The sequence below is a fragment of the Desulfonema magnum genome, from assembly GCF_017377395.1.
GTDB lineage: Bacteria > Desulfobacterota > Desulfobacteria > Desulfobacterales > 4be13 > Desulfonema_C > Desulfonema_C magnum.
The window spans coordinates 4,084,940-4,106,918 of the sequence record NZ_CP061800.1 but is presented as its reverse complement, the minus strand read 5'-3'; the positions used below and the strand labels follow the sequence as shown (position 1 = coordinate 4,106,918).

The window sequence follows — 21,979 nt, the reverse complement described above, 5'->3', positions numbered from 1 at the left end:
CTCTTGTTTTCAAATTCCTCTCCGGCAAGGCAGCCTCCGAGACTTGTGTCTCGTGAAGTCGGAATCTGAAAATGAGAAAAAAGCATAGGAACGAGGCCAAAACACGAGCGTGTAAATCAGAATCATGCTATAAGTACCTAACCATAAATTTTTCCGACTTTTGATTATAATCCGAGACAGCCTTTACGGGGAAAGAAACCCGGCTTTTTCTCCCGGATGAGGCGTTTTTCCATGTCGGAAAAAGCCGGGTTTCTTTGTCAGGGATCTGTAAAAACTTTTGCTCAGGTACTTATCATAAATAAAAACAACTAAAGAAAGGAGAAATCGTGAAAAGTTTGGGAATTCTGAAAAAGCTTTCAGTTTTGACGGTGTTGGCTGTCTTAATCCTCTCGTTCCAAGTGGTTGCAGAGGAACAAGAGTTGAAAACAGAGGAACTGATAAAAATGTCTCTTGAAGAATTACTGGATACGGACGTGTCTGTTGCAACAAAAACAAAAATGACAGCACAGGAAGCTCCGTCAATTGTTTCAGTGATTAGCGGCGAGGAAATCAGAAACATGGGGGCCAGAGATATCATTGATGTGCTAAGAACCGTGCCCGGGTTTGATATAAGCCACAGAATCGTTTATCCCGACCATAAGGTAAATATACGCGGAATGGGTTCCTCAAGTATGAACGACAAAATCAAACTGATGATAAACGGGCATAGTATGCAAGCTCAGTACGGGAGCGCCTATCTGCATTTCAATACTTTACCCCTTGACAATATTAAAAAAATTGAAATCATCCGCGGCCCCGGTTCCGCGCTTTACGGCACTGGGGCTTTTCTGGGCGTAATCAATGTGATTACCAAACAAGGCGGAGACGATCCCTCTGAAATATCCGTGCAAGGCGGAACCTTTGAAACCATAAAGCCTTACGGTGAATTTTCATATAAAAAAGATAATGTTAAAGCCTATCTCTACGCGGATTATCATACCACAGACGGATATGACGGCATCATTGAATCAGACGCGGCAACAGACTCTCCCATATTTGCACCTTCAGCGTCAAGAGAAATGACCAGCGGCAAAGAGTATTATACCTTTCAGACAAATATCAGTTATGATGAATTTTATTTCTCCGGTTTTTTTCAGAAACTTGATTTTGAAAACCCTGTCGGACTTGCCAACGCATTAACGGATGAAGGTGAACTGGACAGTCTGTATGCTTATGGCGAACTTGGCTACAGAATGACCCTGGCTGACAAAGGGCATTTGCTCTTCAGGGCATTCTATGATTATGCGCATTATGAGGCTTATTTTGAAGTTTTTCCCGAAGAGACCGCAGAGATGGAGATACACACCGGGTTTCCTCCGGGTGAGGGAATTCACGCTGGACCACATAGCGACATGTCTGTCCGGGGCGGCGAGATTTCAGGCGATTATGAACTATATCCGGGAATTCAGCTAACCGCGGGAACATCCTATGAGTACTCTGATATGTTTCAGGTAAGACATTATGCAAATTACAATGATACCGGCTCACCACTTGAGCTTAACGGCATTCCTTATTCTGACTTTCCCTATAAATATTTTCCCGGGGGAAAGACAGACATATCGGATGTTGCAAACTGGGCCGAAGACGCAGAGCGAAATGTTGTGGCGGTTTACGGACAGGGAATCTTCGATATAAAAGCGCTTCTCTCTCTGGAGAAAGGCGTGGAGAATCTCTCTTTTACTGCTGGCTTACGGTATGATGATTACGATGATGTCGGTTCCAGCACCACCCCTCGTTTCGGACTCGTCTATGCTCCTACAGAAAAAATCTGGCTCAAAGGGCTTTACGGCAAAGCGTTTCGTGCGCCCGGATTTCTGGAATTATATACCAAAAACAACCCCGGAGGCGTGGGAAACAAAGACGCTGAACCGGAAAAAATCACCACGCTGGAAGGACAGATCGGGTGTGACTTTGCCAAAAATATCAGAGGCAGTCTGACCTTTTTCAGCGTGGAGAGCAATGACCTTATTCAATATGCTGAGGGAGTTTATGAAAATGTAGGAAATATGGAAGCTATCGGTGTGGAAGCAGATTTTAAGATGGCATTTGACAAATATAAATACGCGTATTGTAATTTTACCTGGCAGGATGTGAAAAATACAAGGCATGAGATCATTGAAGGAACAACGCAGACACAGGGAGATTTTTATCCCGGTGGGACACCGGAATTTTACGGAAATATCGGTCTGAACTATGATCTGTCCGAATACATGATAACGAACATCTCTTTGAACTACATAGGGAAAAGAAAGCGGAGTGAGGAGAAGATGTGGGATGGTGAGAAACTGGTATTTATTGATAATCGGGAGGCGACAGATTCCTGTACGTTGTTTAACGCTTCATTGACGTTCAGGAATTTCATCAAAGGGATTGAATTACAGGTCAGCGGTTTTAATCTTTTTAATGAAGATTACAGATATCCGGATATGAGTACGGCTATTCAAAACGATATGCCCCGGCCTGGAAGAACATTTATGACCAGGGTGTCGTATTCCTTCTGATATGTTAAGTACCCGAGCAAAAGTTTTTTATACATCTTTTTTTCTGTGAACGGCGGAGAAACCCGGCTTTTTCCTTCACCGGAGGCGGATCATTCCGGGAAAAAAGCCGGGTTTCTTTCTCGGGCAAATATCGAAAACTTATGGTTAGGTACTTAATTGCCCAATTTCCAAACAGGAATATCTGTGATTATTTCCACGAACCAGAAATAGGAAACAAAGAAACTAATTTTTTTCAAAAACTTAGTTTCTTTGTTTCCTCACTCAATAAATGAAAGGAGACCGAAAAATATGTGGTCTGTCAAATTCAGGCTTATGACGCTGGGGGGAGGCATCGGATTTCTGATGCTCGTATTCATCATGCTCATTCTTCCGCCCAGCATCGAAAAACTGACCGCGAATATAATGAAAGAGACAGCAGGGTCTGATTTTATTGTTCAGCTTCTCTCGGATAATCTCGCGATTGGTATGGAAGCAATGCTACTGGACGACGGAGCATCTGTTGAAGAGACGATCAATATGCTCAGGATAGGTACGAAAGGTAATCTTATCAAATCTGTCTCTGTTTTCAATACAGAACTGAAACTTGTAAAAGGCAATCCCGCGGGAACAGATCATTTCAGAGACTACGGTAAAACAGACAAAACGATCATAAAGGACGGCAAAGAGGAACTCATCATATTTTCTCCTCTGCATAATGCCAGCAATCGTAATGTCGGTTTTGTGGAAATTATTTTCACAAAAAAACACGTCCTTGATAAAACAAAAACATTTTTAAAAATTATATTTATTGCAGGTCTTGTGCTTATCGCGGCGGGTTTGCTGATTGCTTTTTTCATTGCCCGGGGAATTATCCGTGTCCTGCAAAGAGTCTCGAATCAGATGAATGAATGTGCTGAACAGGTGGCCTCAGCTTCGGGACTGGTATTTTCTGCCAGCCAATCCTTAGCCAACAGAACATCTGAGCAGGCCACATCCATTGAGGAAACATCAGCCTCCCTGGAGGAGATGTCTTCCACGATCAGACAAAATGCGGATAACGCGAAACAGGCAAATATCCTCGTTCAGGAAGCCTACCGGGTTGTTGAGCAGGTCAGCAAGCTGATGGCAGAACTGAGCATGTCCATAGAAGAAACCTCGGAATCAAGCAGAGAAACATTCAGAATCGTCAAAACCATTGATGAAATCGCTTTTCAAACCAACCTTCTGGCTCTCAATGCATCTGTGGAGGCAGCCAGGGCCGGCGATGCAGGAGCCGGATTTGCAGTGGTCGCTGAAGAGGTGAGAAATTTGGCGATTCGTTCAGCCGATGCTGTAAAAAATACATCATCGCTCATTGAGAGTACGGTGAAGCGGGTAGCGGATGACACGCTGCTCGTCACCCAGGCAGATAACGTTTTTACCAAGGTAAGTGAGATTACCCGAAAAGTAAAGGGACTTATGGAAGAAATTGCCACAGCCTCCCAGGAACAGGCCCGCGGAACAGAGCAGGTAAATCTGGCAGTGGCCAATATGGACAATACAACCCAGCAGAATACAATAAACGCCGACAATTCAGCTTCCGCATCTGAGAATTTGAATATCCAAGCTGAACAGATGAAGGTGTTTGCCAGAGAGATGATATCACTGGTCGGGGGGAAATGACATCCCTGAAAACAAGTAAGGCCGGATCCGGATGCGTTCTGAGATGCTTTCCACACTCCGGTGAATTAATGAATGAAAAATGTACCGCACCCGAAATGAGCATACTTTCCAATATGAAATATTGAGGCCAGTCCGAGATACGGAATGATCAAATCCGCTATGGAAGCGGAAAAAATCTGTTCTCCTGTCCGGCGTCCCGGCCAATGCTCCGGCACAGAACTGAAGTTGTTTTTCAGAACAGGATTGTCTGAAGCACAGATGACAGCGTTCTCCAGAGATGTCCGATCTTCTTCGCTCAGAGATTTCCAAAACGCACTGAGATCGTAATTGGTGCCCATGGTCAGCAATGCTGCCCGGGCGATAAAAGCTTCTAATATCCGTTTTAATGTGGGCAGCCAGTTTTCCTCGCCTGATCCTCCAAAATCAAAAGGCATGACCCAGTCCAGAGAATCAAAGACCTGTGTTCCGGAACTTTGCTGATGTTTCATGTCCAAATTCAGACCCTCGCTCCATTGGCGGGGCGTTGCCTTATACCTCAGGTCCAGTCGCCCGTGTCTCACCAACGGTTCCCAAAGATATCCCCGGGCCATATAAACAGAATCAATGTCGAACTTGCCCCACAGACAGTTGGGATACTCCCACCGGGAATCCCGCCTGTTTCCCAGTTCTTCCAGAGCAGGCAGAATCACCTCCAGAAACAAACCATGATCCGCGCTTTCTCCCATGAGTTTTAGTTCCCAGAAGATCAGTTCGTCCTCCCCGTAATTCCGCTTGCCCGGATAAAAAAACAATACCGTTTCAATGGGCCATGACTTCTCCGGTATCTTAGCGGAAAGGGCGCGTTGCGCCTGCTTATTATTTTTTTTCCTCCGGGATTTCCGCTTTCTGCCTTTTTTTTTACCCAAAGAAGAAATATCACCGCCAAAAGATTCCAGATACGGTTCCCATGATGCCAGAGATTTCATCCACGGCCGCGCCTGAGTCGTGGGAAGACGATTGGCAATAGCAGTTCCCAGAACCAGAGACATCTCCACAGACGGAAAATTCGGAAACCAGACCAGGGACCTGTTCACCCGGCAAACCATCAGATAACGATTTAAAGAAAGATTGTATCCTAACATTTTATATCCTTTGGGGGGCGAGAGGTGAGGGGCAAGAGGCAAGGGGTGAGATAAATCACAAACTCATACATAACCCCAAGTTCCACGCCCCTCGCCTCTTGCCCCTCGCCCCTCGCCCCTCGCCTCTTGCCCCTCGCCCCTCGCCCCTCGCCTCTTGTTCCACGCCCCTCGCCTCTTGCCCCTCGCCCCTCGCCTCTTGCCCCTCGCCCCTCGCCCCATTAACGATAAAGAACATAATCCGCAAGTTCATACAGCAGTTTGATTCGATTTTTGGGCCACTGCCTGATTTTCCAGGCATTCAGCATGTCTTTGGCTTCCTGGCTCAGATACCCCATGAATCGCCCCCAGTAGAACTGTTCTTCTCTTCTGTCTTTCAGACTGACCAACTCACGAAGGGCTTTCTGTTCATCAGGCTTTAAAAGTGAACGAAAAATTTCCGTCATCTCCAACAGTCTCAGAAACTCGGTCACTTCAAACGTCAGCAGACCGCCTTCGTCACGGGTCTGAGGAGAAAAGATTTGAAACGGATTGGAAAAGAAGCGGACACGCAGCATATCCATGGGAAAGCGGGTTTCCTGATGAGCAGCTCTGCACAGAACTTCTCCCATGCCGCTGTTGTTTGCACCGCCGCTTGTGGGAAATATCTGGATGAGTCCTCTTATATCAGTCCCATGATAAATAAGGAGTTCCTGAATCCAGGTTTTCAGTTCACGACGGGCGATCAGCAACAGAAAATGGTTGGAGTCATGAACATATGAACCAATGGCATTTTTTGCATAGAACCCCTCTTTTGTTTGCATCTGATTCGGAATATGGCTGACAAAGCCCCAGATAACAACGACCTGGCGGGCGATTTTGCCTACTTTTTTCGCCTTGGTGACAATGGTATGGCATGTTTTGCAATATTCGCTTTCAGCGTTCTGAGTTCCGAGTTTCATCCTCGGATATATCCAGCATCGCTTACAGGGCCTGTTACAAGCGGAAATCGGAGGGCTGATCTCTTCGTCACAAGGGAAAATCTCCGGTTTTGATACAGCATATTCCAGGACAGTCAGCAATTCCGAGCCGGAATGGCTCCGGCGCAGCCAGTCAAATATAGTTAGCATTGAGTGTGTTTGTATTTCAGTTCTGTGTCCCGGACAAAAAAGACGGACAGCAGAGAAACCCGGGTTTTTCCGCTGGGAAAAGCCGGGTTTCTTCACGCGTCACAACTTTTTGTCCTGCACACAGCGTTCAGTGTTTCAACAAATAGAAATAGTTGAGAAATATAAATTCGGATATGGAAACAAAGAAACTAAGTTTTCTAAAAAAAACTTAGTTTCTTATCCGAAAAAAAGTTATTGTAAAATTTATGTCAGGGTGCTTATATAGAGGTTAAAAAAAATTGCCACCGGGTGTAATTAAAAGTGTTAGGTGAAGCCCATTCAGAGATATAACTATCTGAAATTACATACGGTGGCTATCCAATAATTTTGAAACCTAACACTTTTAATTACACCCATTGCCACTCCGGAGCCGCAGATATTTCTTCGGGAATTGAAAGGATTGCCAAACTGTAAGTTTAGCACTCCGGAGCCGCAGACATTTTTTTAAAAACTATAAAGTTGAAGCGTTTAGCGCATTTTGCAATTCTTTATAATGCATGATCTTTTTGGGATCAATCAGTTTATCAACCTTTATGGGTATTTGCCAGTTATTTTTGCCTGAATACCGTTTGTTCCAGTCAATGAGGAAACTGTCATCAAGGATTTTCAGCCGAACACTGCCAAAACCAAGATATCGGTTATTCCCCATTTTATGAGCAAGTTTCGGCTCCAAAGCCACGCACCACAGCAGCTTTTGCAATTCCTCTTCAAGAAGATTCCAAAAGCGAATGGTAAAACACGCGCGTTCACCCGGTAATATGGCTTTGAAATAGCGAGCCTGAAAGGTATCGGGTTTAAATCCGTCAACCCGCGTGACCACAGGCGCAAGGGGCGCGTGGGGAAAAAGCCGCCAGTGATTGGCAACGAGCTGTTTTGAAGCAAGTTTGCCAGCTATTTTTTTCCATGATCCCCCGCTACATTGCCAGTTACCGTAAGGATATGGCACTTTAAACCACGCGGGTTCCTGCTTCAGTTCCCTGAACTTGCCAAAACCAAACGACACACGTCCCATGAGTGCCTGATTCGGAGCATTTCCCACCCAGCCGAACAGACTTTCCGCGGGATTCAGGCGGCTGATATCCGCACTTTCGCCCCGGGAATCCGTGGCAATGGTATAAATATGACGCAGCATCCCCCGGATACTTCGGCTGGGAAGCGCGTAAAGCCTGTCAGAACTCCGCTGGTCCGCCTCAGGAGGAGACATGGAAAAAAAGTCCCATCCGTTCACAGGGCCGTCTTCAAGCATGGTGGTAAACGAAGGCTCCCCGCTCTCCTGAATATTAACAGGCGTCAGTGTTTCCGCTTCCACCACCAAGGTTCCGCAATAGCCGCCAAAAGCCCGATGGGAAATAAATCCGCCTTTGGCTTTCGGAGGTGCGCCGGTCTTTGCTTCCGGCACAAGCGCCTGAAGCGGCTGCAACGCATCTGCCGCGGATTCTCCCTCAAGCTCCAATGCCTGCCATAGTCCTTTCTGATTCAACGCGTGTTTGCCGAACAGTTTTTGCGTGATACCTGCTGAATCTTTGGCCGTGAGCCAGGTGAGTTTGGATATTTCAACTTCGGTCCAGCCAAAACCGTTTGTCTTTTCACCCCCCAGGGGAATATCACCGTTTTGGAAATCCCGGAGCAGATGAAACAGGACAGAGATCATTTCGATATCACTCTCTTCAATATCCTGGATATCCATCCGAATTTGGAAGGTAAGCTGGTCCCCGTAAGCATAAAGATAATCCCGCTTGGAAGTTTCAACAGGCTGGCCTGTTTTGGGGTCCATCCTGATTCCGTCCATGGAACACCAGGAACGTCCCGGTTCATAAGGGTCAGCAAGATACGCGTCCGAAAAGAAAACCATCCCCCGCTTTCGCTGTGCCCCAAACAGCCGGTCCAGTACATAAGCAGTTTTTCTTGATTCCCCCCACAAGGTTCTGAGTACCATGGACGCCCGTTTTCTGAAAGCGCCTTTGATGGTGCTGCCCGGAATATAAGTTTCCCATGTTCCCTGTTCCCGGGAAGATGGTGACCATGACAGCATCCGCATGAAAATCGTATCAAACGGCTTTCCGTATTTACGGGATACTTCCCGGTTGGACGCGCCGCCCCGCCGAAAATCAATATGCCAGGGCTGGGAAAGCTCCTGACGGGTCTGATCCCGATAGGTTTTCAGGAATTCAATCTGATTTTTATCATTGGTGATGCTTTTCTTCAAATTCTGGGTATTCAGCATATGACGGAACTGAATCCGCGCATGTGAATTAAGAAACTCCCGCCAGGTCGCGGACCGGATACCTTCCGGGGGCATTCCCGGATCATTCCATTGGTATTCTTTAATTTTGCCGCCGGCCAGCATGGTCTTGATCAGCAGATGTTCTTCACGGGTAATGATTTCGGCATCCACCCAGGCATCGCTTTGGAGCAATTTGATTTGCTGATCCACCTGGTCATAAAGCCGGGGAAGTATTTTCTGGCAGGCCGGTTTCAGAATCTCTGTCAGCGCGGCTTCATCCTGCGTGTTTTCAGAGAGACTTTCTTTAAGGCTTTCATCCAGTCCCAGACTGGCGGCAATGCCGAGCCATGTTGCATCATCCAGTTTCTGACTGATCTGACGCTGCTGCTCAATCTCTTTCATCACCCGTTTTGCCATATTCGCCTTTTTCCCAAAAGCTTCCTTAAACGCCTCTTCCGCAGCTTCCGGACTGGGAAACGGTTTGTCTGCCAGGGGTTTTATTTTGTTCACCAGTTTTTTTGTGAGCGCGTGCTTTCCCTTGCTCAGTTTGGCGACACCCGAGGCCGGCAATACCCAGAACTCAACTTCGGCGGAAGATTGTTCCTTTAAACAAATCGCAATAATTCTCGGAAGATGTTCTGCAAATTTTTGTTTCCAGTCATCCGGGCTTAAAATCGGGCCTCCCAGGGCCATTTCCAGACGTTTGCGGATGGATTCCGGTATATTCTTCATGGCACTGATCATCAGTGCGCCTTCGATGGATGAGAAGGAAGGCGTGTGAGGATCAATCTTTCCCCAGTTCCACCCCACCAAAAGCGGATTTTCCGCATTAAACGTTATGTCTATGTTTAAATGATTGGCCCCGGATGATGATTCTGCCTGCTGATCAGACACTGAGAACGGAAGTTCCATTTCAAGGCGGACCCTTCCCATGCCTTTGCTTTTCCCCGCGCCAAACCAGAATCTCCCTGCTTTCATTTCCTCAAGCACATAATACAGGCGGGTTTTGTTCTCGTTTTTTTGCAACACAGCCTCTTTCAGAGACAAGGTAAAGTCAAACACAGAATTGCGCAGCACGGTTTCCATCTTATAATTGGCATTGGCTTCGGCTGCCCAGCGATCCTCATTCAGTTTTATCCCCATGCGCAAATCAAAAAAATTGTTTCGGGGATAGCTTTGTTTTTGAAGCTTGCAGTCCACACCGGTGATCAGATTATTTGGTAAGGGAACCCCGTATAACCGCGCCCAGAGCTGATTGATCAGACCGATATTTTTCCGATTTTTGGATTCACCGATAAACGCGTCCATAAGCGCCTGGGCAGTGCCTGACACCTCTCCGGCCAGAGAAACCAGACGATGGGATCCGTCTCCGTCTCTGGTAAAAAGCGTCTTACGGGCATTTCCCCTGTAAATCGGTGATTCCACATAAAGTTTGCCTTTTAAAATCATAAGCGCACTCCTTTTTTTATGGCATTAAAAAGAAAGAAGTTTGTGAATAATTAAGGCCAGGTGCAACTTTTTTTACCGGTTTCGAAGAATGACGAAAAATCCGGAGGTTGCGAAATTCACAAAAGATACAAAAGCAGAGCATTGTACACAGATATGTTCCCAATCCGAAGCCTGGGAACGAGACCCCGAAAAAATCTGATTTTTCACGAGGCTGTCGGATGTCAGATGTTTTTTTAAAAAAATATTTCCAATAAATGTCCGATACCTGCTGATTTCACAAAATTCTTTCTCTGACAGTTTCAAAATAACCGCTCATAAAAACCCGGGTTTTTCGCCTCCCTCCGGTTATGAAGCTATTCTCAGATAAAAAACCCGGGTTTTCAAAATGTATTTTCACGGTAATTCTTTCTCTGACAGTTTCAAAATAACCCCCGGTTATGAAACTATTCTCAGATAAAAAACCCGGGTTTTCAAAATGTATTTTCGCGGTAAAAGAAATTAAATTTTGATTTACTGATTTTATTTTTCTGAAAACCTGTGTAACATATACAGATATGATTGTATAGGATTGTTTCCCGCTTGACATTATTTTGAAAGCAAATATTTTATTTATATAGCTTTTAAATATCCGTGTGTTTCTGATAATGCTTTGCCATAAAACAGGATTTAATTTATCCGCAAATTATCGTGACGTTATATTCAATACATGGACAAAAGATGTTGTATATTTTAAGTACCCCGCCATACCATATATTTTTCAGAATTAAATTCAGAAATATCAGGGTTCGGGGCCGATAAAAGACCGGAAAACTTTTGCCCGGGCACTCTGAGTTTATTAAAATCAGCAGAGCGCAAAAACTTTACAGCTCGCGTTCCCAAAATCTCACAGCTCTCATTTTCATGGTTTGCGTGAGAACGCAACATCGGATAGTTCACGTCCGGCCACGGAGGATTTCACTATGTCAGACGTCCCTCCGTCATTCCCACGCGAAGCATGGGAACAAGGAACGGGGATCATAAGGAGATATACAGAACTTTGGATATGCTGAAAAGGAATAAAAAACAAAAACTTTTGTCCGGATAACTATAAAAATCTGACAATCTGATAAAACATAAAGGAAAAATTTCGTGAACGAAAAGAATCATATTCAACACTCTGTCTGTGATGAGGTACTCATTGCTCTCCGAAGAATTATCCAATCAATAGATCTGCATTCGCGATACCTTGTACGCCAGTTCGGGCTGACCGGCCCGCAACTGATTATCTTACAGGAGTTGTCCAGGCTCGGAGAAATATCGGTCGGTGAGTTGTCCAAAGCAATCAGTCTCAGCCAGGCCACCGTCACCGGCATCCTGGAACGTCTGGCCAAACGAAATCTGATTACCCGCCGCCGGAGCGATATTGACAGACGCCGCGTGCTTGTGCAGGCAACTCCTGCATGCAAGGAATTACTGAAAAATGCCCCGCCTCCGATGCAGGAGTCTTTTATCAGGCAGTTCAGCAATCTTCAGGATTGGGAGCAGATGATGATACTCAGTTCATTACAGCGCCTTGTTTCCATGACAGATGCAAAGAAGATCGACGCGTCTCCGTTTCTGACAACAGGCCCTATTGATCTGGCAACAGAGAAAAACGGAAACGTGAACGGCCGATAACTAACGCCCCCCGTCCTTTTTTTTAGCGTTAAGTGCCTGCTGTAATTTCTCCCCCAGAGACCCCATAGATGTTGTTGCACCCGAGTCCTTCGCGTACCCCTGCCAGTTCCCCTCATCTTTCGCATCACCGGCACCGAGGGTTATCTTCCGATCTCTCGGGTGTATCTCTTCAATAATGACCGTTATGGCATCCCCCTCCCTCAGCTTTTCGATCCGTGAGGCATCAGCGGATTTCCTTATTTTTGATTTCGGAAAAAGTCCTGTAATCCCGGGCTCCAGGGTGACAAAATAGCCAAACTTCTCCTTTTTCTCCACAGTGCCTTCCACGGACCGGCCCACGGCATACTTTTCCGCCACACCGATCCAGGGGTCTCCCTCGGCGTCCTTTATGCTTAGAGAAATTCTTTTTTTCCGCATATCAATATTTTTGATCATGACGTCAACGAATTCGCCGACTGTTACGATATCTTCAGCTTTTAAGACCCGTTTTTTATAGCTCATTTCACTGATATGCACCAGACCTTCGATCCCGGGGGCAATTTCCACAAACGCGCCGAAATCCATACACCGTGTCACTTTTCCCCTGACCTTATCCCCTTCATGGAATTTTTCTTCGTCACTTTCCCAGGGATCTCCGTCAACTTGTTTGAGAGAAAGAGAGATTTTCAAATGACCTGATTTATCTCCCTCTTTAATATCCAGCACTTTGACTGTGACGGAATCTCCTTTGGCTAAAATGTCCTCTGGTTTTTCCACCCTTGACCAGCTCAGTTCCGAAACATGAGCCATGCCTTCAAGTCCTGGGAAAAGTTCCACAAAAGCCCCGTAGGGTTTCAGACTTGAAACCTTGCCATCCAGAATACTCCCGGGGGAAACTTCTTCCAAGAACTTTTTTTGCGCGGCCGCCTGCTCTTTTTCAAGCAGCATACGTCTTGAAACAACGATATTCTTACCTTTTTCCTCAAACCGTGAAATCATAAAAGGATAAACTTTTCCAATATACTCCTCAGGCGTTTCAACAAATTTCAAATCCATCTGGCTGATATGACAAAAAACCGTTCGTTGCATCATTTCAACATGGAAACCGCCCTTGCACTCCTCTTTTACCGTTCCCTCCACAGGCAGACCGCTTTCAAAGGCATCTCGCAGAAGATTAATCCCTCCGATACCTGAGAGGGCCTTGGATAGCCGGATTTCATTTTCATCAGACCCCACAACATACAGTTCCAGGATGTCGCCTTTTTCGTGAGGTAATTCCCCGTTCTCATCCAGAAGTTCTGATTTTTCCACGGCCCCGTCAATTTTAGTCCCCGTATTAACAAAGACAGTATCCTTCCCAATTGAAATAATTTCTCCCCTGATTTTGTCTCCGACCCGAATATCTTCATTCATGCCAGGGCCGTAAGATTCCAGGAGATCTGCAAAGGTTTCCACCTTACTTTCCTTGTTTTTGTCATGGAAATAAGAGCCGACAGCATCGGCAAAGCTCTTTGCTCCATTGTCATTTTTTTCATTTATAAAATTATCTGACATAACTGTTATTCTCCCAAAAAGAATTATAAAATACGGAAAATCTGCACATCAGTGCAGATTTTACTTTACGAAAAGCGATTCCGTGGTTTTTCCTTCAGCAAACGTTGATTATATTTTTTATTCTGACAGATCAGCGGGGTAATCGCAAGTATTTTTTTCAAATCAGTCTCACAATCAGCAGATCAAAATTTTTTTTCCGGAGTGCAAAAACAGAGCGAAGATTTTTTCCGGAGTGCAAAAATAGAGCGAAGCGGTTTTTTGCAAAAACAGAGCGAAGATTTTTTCCGGAGTGCAAAAATAGAGCGAAGCGGTTTTTTGCAAAACAGAGCGAAGATTTTTTCCGGAGTGCAAAAACAGAGCGAAGCGGTTTTTTGCAAAACAGAGCGAAGATTTTTTCCGGAGTGCAAAAATAGAGCGAAGCGGTTTTTTGCAAAACAGAGCGAAGATTTTTTCCGGAGTGCAAAAATAGAGCGAAGCGGTTTTTTGCAAAACAGAGCGAAGATTTTTTCCGGAGTGCAAAAATAGAGCGAAGCGGTTTTTTGCAAAAACAGAACGAAGATTTTTTCCGGAGTGCAAAAATAGAGCGAAGCGGTTTTTTGCAAAACAGAGCGAAGATTTTTTCCGGAGTGCAAAAATAGAGCGAAGCGGTTTTTTGCAAAACAGAGCGAAGATTTTTTCCGGAGTGCAAAAATAGAGCGAAGCGGTTTTTTGCAAAACAGAGCGAAGATTTTTTCCGGAGTGCAAAAATAGAGCGAAGCGGTTTTTTGCAAAACAGAGCGAAGATTTTTTCCGGAGTGCAAAAATAGAGCGAAGCGGTTTTTTGCAAAACAGAGCGAAGATTTTTGCACTCCTTTGCTGAGTATATGCGGTAATTGCTCACAACTGACTGCTGAAAGCTGATCGCTCATCTTGGATTCCACCAAAAATCATTATTTTTTACAGGATCATAACATTTCCATTTCCCATCAACGGATGTGCCTGGTGATAATTTTAATTCATCACGACCGCACCGCATAAGACGGTCACAGGTCATCATCCATCCGATAAACAAACCATGCTGATGAAGAGATTGAAGACTATATTGAGAACATGAGGGATACATAGGACATTCTGACCGCCTGACCGCGGAAAAATGATTCAAAGGTCCCCGGTAAAACCGAACTATGTCAGATATTGGGTTGAATTTGTTTTCAGATTCCGTTTTAACTGCGTCTGAGTGAGCGCAGGAAAAAAGGAAGCCAAAAACCATGGCATATATCAGTCTCCGCATCGTGTTCCTCGTTTGCATCAGAGGATTCCTTTTCATATTTTTGCTGATTATAACGGTTTTTTTGGGGGGCAACTTGCCCGTTTCGGCAGGCTCAACGAGCGGCACGTACCCGGTTCCGGTTCCGGTTCCGCTCCCTGAGCTTGTCGAAGGGGACCCTGCTGCGAATCAGCCGCGTTTCAGAACTTCGGTCAGTGCGGGGACAACTTCAAAGAGATCTCCCACCACCCCGTAATCACATTTGTTGAAAATGGGGGCCTCAGCGTCTTTGTTGATTCCCACAATGGTCTTTGAGGTTTTCATTCCCGCGAAATGCTGAATCGCACCAGATATGCCGCAGGCAATATAAAGTTTCGGACTGACTGTCTTTCCGGTCTGCCCCACCTGAATGGCATGAGGGGCAAATCCCGCGTCCACTGCCGATCTTGATGCGCCCACAGCCGCTCCCAGAACCTCAGCGCAATCATACAGAATTTTGAAATTTTCAGCGGAAGCCATTGGATTTCCGCCGCTGATGATGATCTCAGCCTCAGTCAGATCAACCTGTTCGGAATCCCCTTTCTTTATCTCTCTGATTTTCATTCTCCCCGGATCCTGAACCGCAGACTGATGAGAAATCACTTCAGCTTCACAGGGTGCCGGACGGGCCTCGATGGCATTGGGACGAATACCGCAGACCCAGCGATTGCCGGTGACTTTTATGCTTGCATAAGTTTTTCCGGCAAAATGGAATTTCGTCACCGTATTCTCGGTCAGGTTCACGCCGACGCAGTCCATGACCAGCGGTGCATTCAGAATGGCCGCGACCCTTGCCAGCAGGTCTTTTCCCTGCGCGCTGCTCAGACCGAACAGAACATCAATCCCCAAATGTTCTGTTGCATCTGCCAAAGCGCTTGCCTGGAGATCAGGACTTGAACCAATATCCGCCCCTTCAGCTGACACGCCCACGACCTTTTGCACGCCATATTCCTGGGCAGCCTCCTTACACGGAGCCGCGTCACTGCTCAGAACCAGACCGAAAATCTCATTACCACCCTCTCCCCGGGCAGCACTGATTACGCCAAAATTAGCCTTCTTAACCTCGTTGTCACTTGTCTCAATTAGTACGCCTATATTTGCCATGTCTCACCTTTTGAAAATTGAGAATTGAGAATTCTCAATTTATAATTCTCAATTCTCAATTTATAATGCTTTTGCCTCGTCTTTAAGCAATTTTACCAGTTCCTCGGCCATTTCAGCCGGGGTGCCCTCAATCATTTTTGCCTTGCCTTTATCGGGAAAAGGCCGGAGTTCGTTCAGTTCCGCGCCATCTGAGCCGGAATCCAGTCCCATATCTGCGATATCAAACTGTGCGACCTTCTTTTTCTTGGCCTTCATGATGCTGGGGATATTCGCATACCGGGGTTCGTTCAGTCCTTTTGTCGCTGCGACCACACAGGGAAGGCTCATTTCAATGACTTCTCTTGTTCCGCCGCCGACCTCCCGCTCGACCGTGACCTTGCCATCTGACATGGAAAAAGCCGCGACATCGCTTGCTATGGGCATGTCAAACCCAGCAGCCAGCCGGTAATGAACCTGCATTCCCTCGGCGTCAACTGACTGTTTGCCAGTGAAGATCATGTCCGGTGTTCCATCGTCTTCAATCACCTTTTTAATGGCCTGACTGACCAAAGTGCTGTCAAGAAAATGGGCGTCGGTTTTGACAAATATCCCGCGATCTCCCCCCACTGCCAGGGCGGACCGCACGGTTTTGAGAGCAGCCTCTTTGCCCACCGTCACGATGATGACCTCCCCGCCTTCCTTCTCCCTGATCTGAACAGCCTGTTCAATTGCATATTCATCGTAAGGGTTTATAACGAAGTCAACAGATTCATCAAAGCTGTCTTTTCCTGTAACTTTTATGTTTACTGCGGTATCAGGAACATGTTTGACACATACATAAATTTGCATATCCACATCCTTTTTCGGTTTATTTTCAAGCTTATACGATTTTTCGATAATAACCCGGCAATCTGTTGCCAGTTTAAAACTTTCTAATTTAATGAAGGATGAAAAAGTTTTCAAGGATTTTTTGCAAAGAATGTCTGCCGGATTTGTATGGACATTTTTAAAAAGGGCTTGACATTTATCTGTATTTTTGAATAAGTGCATATAATTATGTATAAATATACAGACGTTATATAAAAATTAGCTGCCGGTTGTCAGGATGTATTGCAATGCTTTCATGTTTCCTTGTAACTGGGAGGTCATAACCCTTAAAGAAAAAGATTACCTCAAAGAAACCGGATTTGTATCGCTCGATGATCAGGTTTTCTGAACTGATTCCGACAATAGCCTGTCATTCCGTCCGACGACCCGACTGAGCCCGCCGAAGTCTGAACTCACGCCGAAGCCTGCGAAAGCGGAAATGACAGAAAAAAAACTCGATGATCGAATGTCAGGTGAACGGAAAATCGGGCGGATTTTGAAAGGAGAATATTGCCCTTGTGAAAGGGAAATGAGTGAAACAGTTGGCGTTCCCGAGGATAAAAGATGACCCGTCCTCCTGCCCTTTGGAAATGCAGACTTCTGAAGAGAAGCTGTTTCGTGTTATGGCGAAAGGTTTTTATATGAAATCAACAGATGAATTCAATACAATTAAGATCAGCCCCCAAAAAAATGTGATTCTCGTTGTTTTGGCAGGACGTATGGATACCGGGGGTGCCCGGGAAGCTGTAAAGAAATTTAAAAAAGGCGTGGACAAACTTAAACCCGGATTTGTAAGTATCGTGGATATTACCACCTACATTCCTGTTTCTGAAGATGTTCATGCTATTTTTAAAAATGCCATAAAATACGCACTTGAGCATAAAATGAGCCGGGTGATCCGTGTTGTGGCTGATACCCCCATGTCAAAAATCGGAAGTGTAGAGTTCAACCGAATAGCACAGGAATTAGATTATGTTGCAGAGCAGGTGAATTCTTTGGAAGAAGCTAAAAAGATGCTTGGCTGGTCATAGGAGATAAAACAATGCTCATAGACATGCACAATCATACCAATGTCTCTTCATCGTGCAGTGTGCTTTCTCCGGAAGAACTGATAGAAACCGCCCGGAGAATGGGATTAGACGCGATCTGTGTCACAGAACACCTGGTCATCGAAGGAGCGAATATTACCCAGGAAATCGGTCGTAAGGTCGGATTTCCTGTGTTTCGGGGAATCGAGGCATGTTCTGATCTGGGAGATATGCTGGTCTTTGGCTACTACAAGGATATTCCCGATGATATTCCGTTGCACGATCTGTGCCGCTATGTTCACGAAGCCGGAGGTGTTGTCTTTGCTGCTCATCCATACCGCACAGGAGCCTGGAGTCTTTACACTGCCTTGCAATGCCAGGGAAAAAATTTAGATTTGGATTGGGACAGGCTGAAGGTTTTAAAAGCATTGGACGGAGCAGAGGTGATCAACGGAAATATTGATTATGAAAAGAACAAAAAAGCACAAGAACTCGCCGGCCGTCTGAAAATATATGGCATCGGCGGAAGCGACGCACATTTCCCGGACATGATCGCAACAGCCGCAACAGAATTCACAAAACTGATACAAACCGATGAGGCGCTTGTGGAGGCGCTGAAAACAGGAAGTTATCAGGCAATTTCACTACCGTACACTTTTTTTAACTATTTTTAATTATTATATAAAGACGACCATAGTTGGTTTGAAATTTAAATAACTGTTTGTTTTTTAAATTTTTTTAAGATTCACCATCGGCTGTTTTTTCTGAGTAAATATTACTCATCTGAGATTATGACACAAAAAAATCTTAACAGAAAAATATAATAATGGTATGACAGCTTTCAGAAAATAACAGATAACAGGGAGGCTGTCATGAGCGACAATGTGAACAGATATCGTGAGATCAGAAAGGCTTTGGACAATATGTATCCGAAACAGCCGAAGGGAAACGAGGCCCGGCGCCTGAACACGCTGGCCGCGATAATCAGCGGCATCACGGGGAGCGGGAGCTGCCAGCTTCCGAAAATTGCAGGCAAAGTTCCGGATGAGAACGCCGCGCCGGCGAGTGTGGAAAAGCGTATAAAACGTTGGATTTCCAATGACAGCATTGAATCTGAAACATTTTTTCTGCCGTTCGCACAGGCGCTGCTGATCAGTCTGGGACTTTCCGAAATTGTGCTGGCAATGGACGGAAGCACGGTCGGCCGGGGATGCGTAACCCTGATGATCAGTGTGATTTATAAAAAACGTGCCCTGCCCCTTGCTTACACGGTGGTCAGAGGTAAGAAAGGTCATTTCCCGGAAGAAAGCCATGTCGGACTGGTCGGGGAGGTTGCCAACGTGATACCGGAATCCGCGCAGAAGGTTATTTTTCTTGGTGACGGAGAGTTCGACGGTGTCGGTTTGCAAAAAAATCTGGCCGAACGGGGATGGCTGTATGTGTGCCGAACGGCATATAATACCAAAATTTTTTGGGACGGAGAGGAGCATCGTCTTAATGTTCTCGGTGTGTTCACGGTTCCGGACAGCTATCGGTACATACGCAATGTTTTGTTCACAAATAAAAAATACGGACCGGTGACGGTTGTCGTCTGGTGGGCGAAAGGAAATAAGGAACCGATATATCTGGTTACGAATATGAGATCGCCCTGGGAAGCCTGCCAATATTATTCCAAACGGTTTCGTATCGAAACATTTTTTTCCGACCAGAAAAGCCGGGGGTTTAATATTCATAAAAGTCATATTTCCGACCCTGACCGGTTGCGCCGCCTTATGATCGGAGCGTGTCTTGCCTACATCTGGATTGTGTTCCTGGGAACACTGGCAACGGAACAGGGCTGGGACAGAATTATTCACCGTGCCGACCGATGTGATCTGAGTCTCTTTCAATTAGGTCTGAGCCTGTTGGAATATTTTTTAAATTACGACATACCTGTTCCGGTTGCCTTTCAAATGTTCAATCCGACTCTCTAGTCATCAATCATAAACGGAACCTGTGTCACATACAATTTATAAAATAAAATCAGATTATTATAAAAAGTGTACGGTAGTGAATCAGGCAATATATCTGCCAAAACTTGAAACTTGAAACTTGAAACTTGAAACTTGAAACTTGAAACTTGAAACTCGAAACTTGAAACTTGAAACTTGAAACTTGAAACTTGAAACTTGAAACTTGAAACTTGAAACTTGAAACTTGAAACTTGAAACTCGAAACTTGAAACTTGAAACTTGAAACTTGAAACTTGAAACTTGAAACTTGAAACTTGAAACTTGAAACTTGAAACTTGAAACTCGAAACTTGAAACTTGAAACTTGAAACTCGAAACTTGAAACTTGAAACTTGAGACTTGAAACTTGAAACTTGAAACTCGAAACTTGAAACTTGAAACTCGAAACTTGAAACTTGAGACTTGAAACTTGAGACTTGAGACTTGAGACTTGAAACTTGCTGATTATAACGGATTTAGGGGAGGCCGGTAAAGCCCCGCGGGGCGCGGCATATTTGCAGCATTTTCAAGTTTCGAGTTTCAAGTTTCAAGTTTCAAATTTCAAAGGAGGAACAAATGGCTGAAAGCGTATGCCCCGTATGGATCGGTTATTTTCTTGCCAGTCCTGTGAGAAAGTTGTTTCAAAATCCCGAAAAAATACTCCGACCGTACATCAGGAAAGGGATGAATGTTCTGGACATCGGATGTGCCATGGGATTTTTCAGTCTGCCCCTTGCCCGGATGGTCGGTTCGAATGGCAGGGTGATCTGTGTGGACATGCAGGAAAAAATGATCACATCCCTTGAAAAACGTGCCAGGAGAGCAGGCGTGTCCGACAGAATTGAAACACACTTATGCCGTCAGAATTCCCTTAATCTGCAAGAGGTTAAAGAACAGATAGATTTTGCTCTTGCGTTCGCTGTGGTCCATGAAGTGCCGGATGCTTCCGTTCTTTTCGCCGAAGTCTATGAGGCAATGAAATCAGGCGGAAAATTTCTGGTGGCGGAACCAAAAGGACATTTGTCAGAAAAAGACTTTGAGGTAACAATATCGATTGCCCGGCAGAGCGGTTTCAGGAAGGCGGCAGACAGCCCTGAGATAGCTCATAGTCGTGTTGTTCTTTTGGAGAAATGAAAAATTTTTATATCTTGTTCCCACGCAGAGCGTGGGAACACAATTCCGAGACGCTCCGCATCCAATGAAGGAACATGCCTCAGCTCAGGCGCATTTCTCTTTTGATGTTTCCGAAACCTCTGAAATATATCAATTTTAATTGTAAAATTATCCCCGGAGAAACCAGTTCATTTTCACTGATCCCCGGATGCCCGGATTGAAACCTTCTGATTCTGCTGATACCTTACTCTGACTGATCTCCTGACAGGTGAACAAGTTTTCCAATGTAAGATTTTTAGTGGTGTTCTAAATCTGGACTTGTCCCAATATTTACGAAATTGATTCAGATAGTTATAAAGTTTAGCTCCATTTTTAGAACACTACCAGATTTTTCAATATTAAGTGTAAGGTATGATGAGGCAGTCTGAGGAGGAGAAAGAGACTTCAGACTGTTCGGATAAATATTCTTATAATCTCCTGGTTCTGACGCAACTCGCAAGCCAGGGAATAAAAAGGAGGCAAGTATGAGAAAAGTATCAGCATCAGTCATCTTCGTTATTTGTTGTTTTCTGACCTTCGGCCCCGCGGTCGTCCATTGCGAAACTGACAAGTATAAGATAGGAATCTCTTCATGGGTGGGCTTTCCCAGCAGTGTGAAGGGGTTTAAGGACAGCCTTGCGGCCGAAGGTCTGACTGAGGGGGAAAACGTGACGTTCCTGTCGGGAAAAAGCGACGGAGACAAAAACAAACAACATGCAATTGCCGAACATTTCAAAAAGGAGCGTGTTGACTTAGTTTATTCCCTCTGCACTTCAGGCACGTTTATCATTAAAAAAATCGGTGGTGTTCTAAAACTGGACTTGTTCCGATATTTGCCAAATTGATTCAGAGGGTTAAAAAATTCAGCTCCACTTTTAGAACATTACCAAAAAATCATGCCGAAAACCACACCTGTTGTATTTTCAATTGTCTCATTTCCGGCTAAGGTGGGATTTATCAAATCTTTTGAACATTCTGGCAATAACTTGGTGGGAACAAGCAATTTTGTGGAATCCCGCCATTTCATCAGACTGCTTACAGCCATTCTCCCCCAGACAAAGACCGCAGCCATTTTCCGCAGAAAAAACGAACCGAATTCTGCCATACAGAAGAACCAACTGGCTCGTCTGCTTACGGAGAAGGGAATCTGTTTCATTGACCTGCCCGGAGAGTCGGCTGAGGAATTAAGCTCAAAAGCGATTCAATACGCGGACAGGACAGATATCTTTATAGGAATGAGCATGAAATAATATGCCCATTTTGAT

At 45.1% G+C, this 21,979-nt stretch carries 17 protein-coding genes; 9 read left to right on the top strand and 8 right to left on the bottom strand.

Annotated features, from left to right (window positions below; translation table 11 throughout):
* Nucleotides 1-326: 326 nt before the first annotated feature.
* Both dnm_RS15945 and dnm_RS15940 read left to right on the top strand, forming a co-directional pair.
* A complete protein-coding gene (locus dnm_RS15945) occupies nt 327-2,540 on the top strand; it encodes a TonB-dependent receptor plug domain-containing protein (protein ID WP_207677914.1) in 2,214 nt (737 codons plus the stop codon).
* A 288-nt stretch (nt 2,541-2,828) separates the two neighbouring features.
* Entirely contained in the window at nt 2,829-4,181 is a 1,353-nt protein-coding gene (locus dnm_RS15940; RefSeq protein ID WP_207677913.1) for a methyl-accepting chemotaxis protein, read from the top strand.
* 65 nt (nt 4,182-4,246) lie between these two features.
* Here dnm_RS15940 and cas6 read toward each other — a convergent pair whose 3' ends face one another.
* From cas6 to cas7-11i, 3 genes are all read right to left on the bottom strand, one after another.
* The gene (gene cas6 / locus dnm_RS15935; protein ID WP_207677912.1) at nt 4,247-5,302 is read right to left on the bottom strand and encodes a type III-I CRISPR precrRNA processing endoribonuclease Cas6; all 1,056 of its coding nucleotides are present in this window, start codon (nt 5,300-5,302) and stop codon (nt 4,247-4,249) included.
* A gap of 218 nt (nt 5,303-5,520) precedes the next feature.
* Nucleotides 5,521-6,408 (bottom strand): type III-I CRISPR-associated protein Cas10i, encoded by an 888-nt coding sequence (gene cas10i, locus dnm_RS15930; RefSeq protein WP_207677911.1) that lies wholly within the window; start codon nt 6,406-6,408, stop codon nt 5,521-5,523.
* A 490-nt stretch (nt 6,409-6,898) separates the two neighbouring features.
* Nucleotides 6,899-10,120: a type III-I CRISPR-associated gRAMP effector Cas7-11i gene (cas7-11i, locus tag dnm_RS15925; RefSeq protein WP_207677910.1), complete on the bottom strand. Its 3,222-nt coding sequence runs from the start codon at nt 10,118-10,120 to the stop codon at nt 6,899-6,901.
* A gap of 1,128 nt (nt 10,121-11,248) precedes the next feature.
* On the opposite strand from cas7-11i, the gene dnm_RS15920 reads away from it, so the two are divergent.
* Nucleotides 11,249-11,776, top strand: coding sequence for a MarR family winged helix-turn-helix transcriptional regulator (locus dnm_RS15920; RefSeq protein WP_246556000.1), 528 nt, complete (start codon nt 11,249-11,251; stop codon nt 11,774-11,776).
* Here dnm_RS15920 and dnm_RS15915 read toward each other — a convergent pair whose 3' ends face one another.
* The 5 genes from dnm_RS15915 to dnm_RS15895 all read right to left on the bottom strand — a co-directional run bounded on the left by dnm_RS15915 (nt 11,777) and on the right by dnm_RS15895 (nt 16,526).
* The gene (locus dnm_RS15915) at nt 11,777-13,309 is read right to left on the bottom strand and encodes a 30S ribosomal protein S1 (RefSeq protein ID WP_207677909.1); all 1,533 of its coding nucleotides are present in this window, start codon (nt 13,307-13,309) and stop codon (nt 11,777-11,779) included.
* Between the two features lie 182 nt (nt 13,310-13,491).
* Nucleotides 13,492-14,217 carry a hypothetical protein gene (locus dnm_RS15910; RefSeq protein WP_207677908.1) on the bottom strand — a complete coding sequence of 242 codons (726 nt, stop codon included), beginning with the start codon at nt 14,215-14,217 and terminating at the stop codon, nt 13,492-13,494.
* Complete coding sequence (gene yidD / locus dnm_RS30730; protein ID WP_246556376.1) at nt 14,214-14,558, bottom strand: membrane protein insertion efficiency factor YidD; 345 nt, start codon at nt 14,556-14,558, stop codon at nt 14,214-14,216. Before yidD ends, dnm_RS15910 begins: the two co-directional genes overlap by 4 nt.
* 186 nt (nt 14,559-14,744) lie before the next feature.
* Entirely contained in the window at nt 14,745-15,698 is a 954-nt protein-coding gene (locus tag dnm_RS15900; RefSeq protein WP_207677906.1) for an electron transfer flavoprotein subunit alpha/FixB family protein, read from the bottom strand.
* A gap of 60 nt (nt 15,699-15,758) precedes the next feature.
* Nucleotides 15,759-16,526, bottom strand: coding sequence for an electron transfer flavoprotein subunit beta/FixA family protein (locus dnm_RS15895; RefSeq protein ID WP_207677905.1), 768 nt, complete (start codon nt 16,524-16,526; stop codon nt 15,759-15,761).
* A gap of 551 nt (nt 16,527-17,077) precedes the next feature.
* On the opposite strand from dnm_RS15895, the gene dnm_RS15890 reads away from it, so the two are divergent.
* From dnm_RS15890 to dnm_RS15865, 6 genes are all read left to right on the top strand, one after another.
* Complete coding sequence (locus dnm_RS15890; protein WP_207677904.1) at nt 17,078-17,575, top strand: hypothetical protein; 498 nt, start codon at nt 17,078-17,080, stop codon at nt 17,573-17,575.
* 11 nt (nt 17,576-17,586) lie between these two features.
* The gene (locus dnm_RS15885; RefSeq protein WP_207677903.1) at nt 17,587-18,246 is read left to right on the top strand and encodes a PHP domain-containing protein; all 660 of its coding nucleotides are present in this window, start codon (nt 17,587-17,589) and stop codon (nt 18,244-18,246) included.
* Between the two features lie 198 nt (nt 18,247-18,444).
* Nucleotides 18,445-19,545, top strand: coding sequence for a transposase (locus dnm_RS15880; protein WP_207677902.1), 1,101 nt, complete (start codon nt 18,445-18,447; stop codon nt 19,543-19,545).
* A 593-nt stretch (nt 19,546-20,138) separates the two neighbouring features.
* A complete protein-coding gene (locus dnm_RS15875) occupies nt 20,139-20,696 on the top strand; it encodes a class I SAM-dependent methyltransferase (RefSeq protein WP_207677900.1) in 558 nt (185 codons plus the stop codon).
* A 503-nt stretch (nt 20,697-21,199) separates the two neighbouring features.
* A complete protein-coding gene (locus tag dnm_RS15870; protein WP_207677898.1) occupies nt 21,200-21,559 on the top strand; it encodes a type 1 periplasmic-binding domain-containing protein in 360 nt (119 codons plus the stop codon).
* A gap of 51 nt (nt 21,560-21,610) precedes the next feature.
* On the top strand, nt 21,611-21,964 hold the full coding sequence (locus dnm_RS15865; protein WP_207677897.1) for an ABC transporter substrate binding protein: 354 nt from the start codon (nt 21,611-21,613) through the stop codon (nt 21,962-21,964).
* Nucleotides 21,965-21,979: the final 15 nt, after the last annotated feature.

Bases quoted from the DNA above. Each gene is read 5' to 3' on its own strand.
- cas7-11i (WP_207677910.1), bottom strand. From the start codon at position 10,120: ATGATTTTAAAAGGCAAACTTTATGTGGAATCACCGATTTACAGGGGA.
- dnm_RS15885 (WP_207677903.1), top strand. From the start codon at position 17,587: ATGCTCATAGACATGCACAATCATACCAATGTCTCTTCATCGTGCAGT.
- dnm_RS15915 (WP_207677909.1), bottom strand. From the start codon at position 13,309: ATGTCAGATAATTTTATAAATGAAAAAAATGACAATGGAGCAAAGAGC.
- dnm_RS15865 (WP_207677897.1), top strand. From the start codon at position 21,611: ATGCCGAAAACCACACCTGTTGTATTTTCAATTGTCTCATTTCCGGCT.
- dnm_RS15895 (WP_207677905.1), bottom strand. From the start codon at position 16,526: ATGCAAATTTATGTATGTGTCAAACATGTTCCTGATACCGCAGTAAAC.
- dnm_RS15900 (WP_207677906.1), bottom strand. From the start codon at position 15,698: ATGGCAAATATAGGCGTACTAATTGAGACAAGTGACAACGAGGTTAAG.
- yidD (WP_246556376.1), bottom strand. From the start codon at position 14,558: ATGGTTTTTGGCTTCCTTTTTTCCTGCGCTCACTCAGACGCAGTTAAA.
- dnm_RS15940 (WP_207677913.1), top strand. From the start codon at position 2,829: ATGTGGTCTGTCAAATTCAGGCTTATGACGCTGGGGGGAGGCATCGGA.
- dnm_RS15870 (WP_207677898.1), top strand. From the start codon at position 21,200: ATGAGAAAAGTATCAGCATCAGTCATCTTCGTTATTTGTTGTTTTCTG.
- dnm_RS15875 (WP_207677900.1), top strand. From the start codon at position 20,139: ATGGCTGAAAGCGTATGCCCCGTATGGATCGGTTATTTTCTTGCCAGT.
- cas10i (WP_207677911.1), bottom strand. From the start codon at position 6,408: ATGCTAACTATATTTGACTGGCTGCGCCGGAGCCATTCCGGCTCGGAA.
- dnm_RS15910 (WP_207677908.1), bottom strand. From the start codon at position 14,217: ATGAGCGATCAGCTTTCAGCAGTCAGTTGTGAGCAATTACCGCATATA.
- cas6 (WP_207677912.1), bottom strand. From the start codon at position 5,302: ATGTTAGGATACAATCTTTCTTTAAATCGTTATCTGATGGTTTGCCGG.
- dnm_RS15880 (WP_207677902.1), top strand. From the start codon at position 18,445: ATGAGCGACAATGTGAACAGATATCGTGAGATCAGAAAGGCTTTGGAC.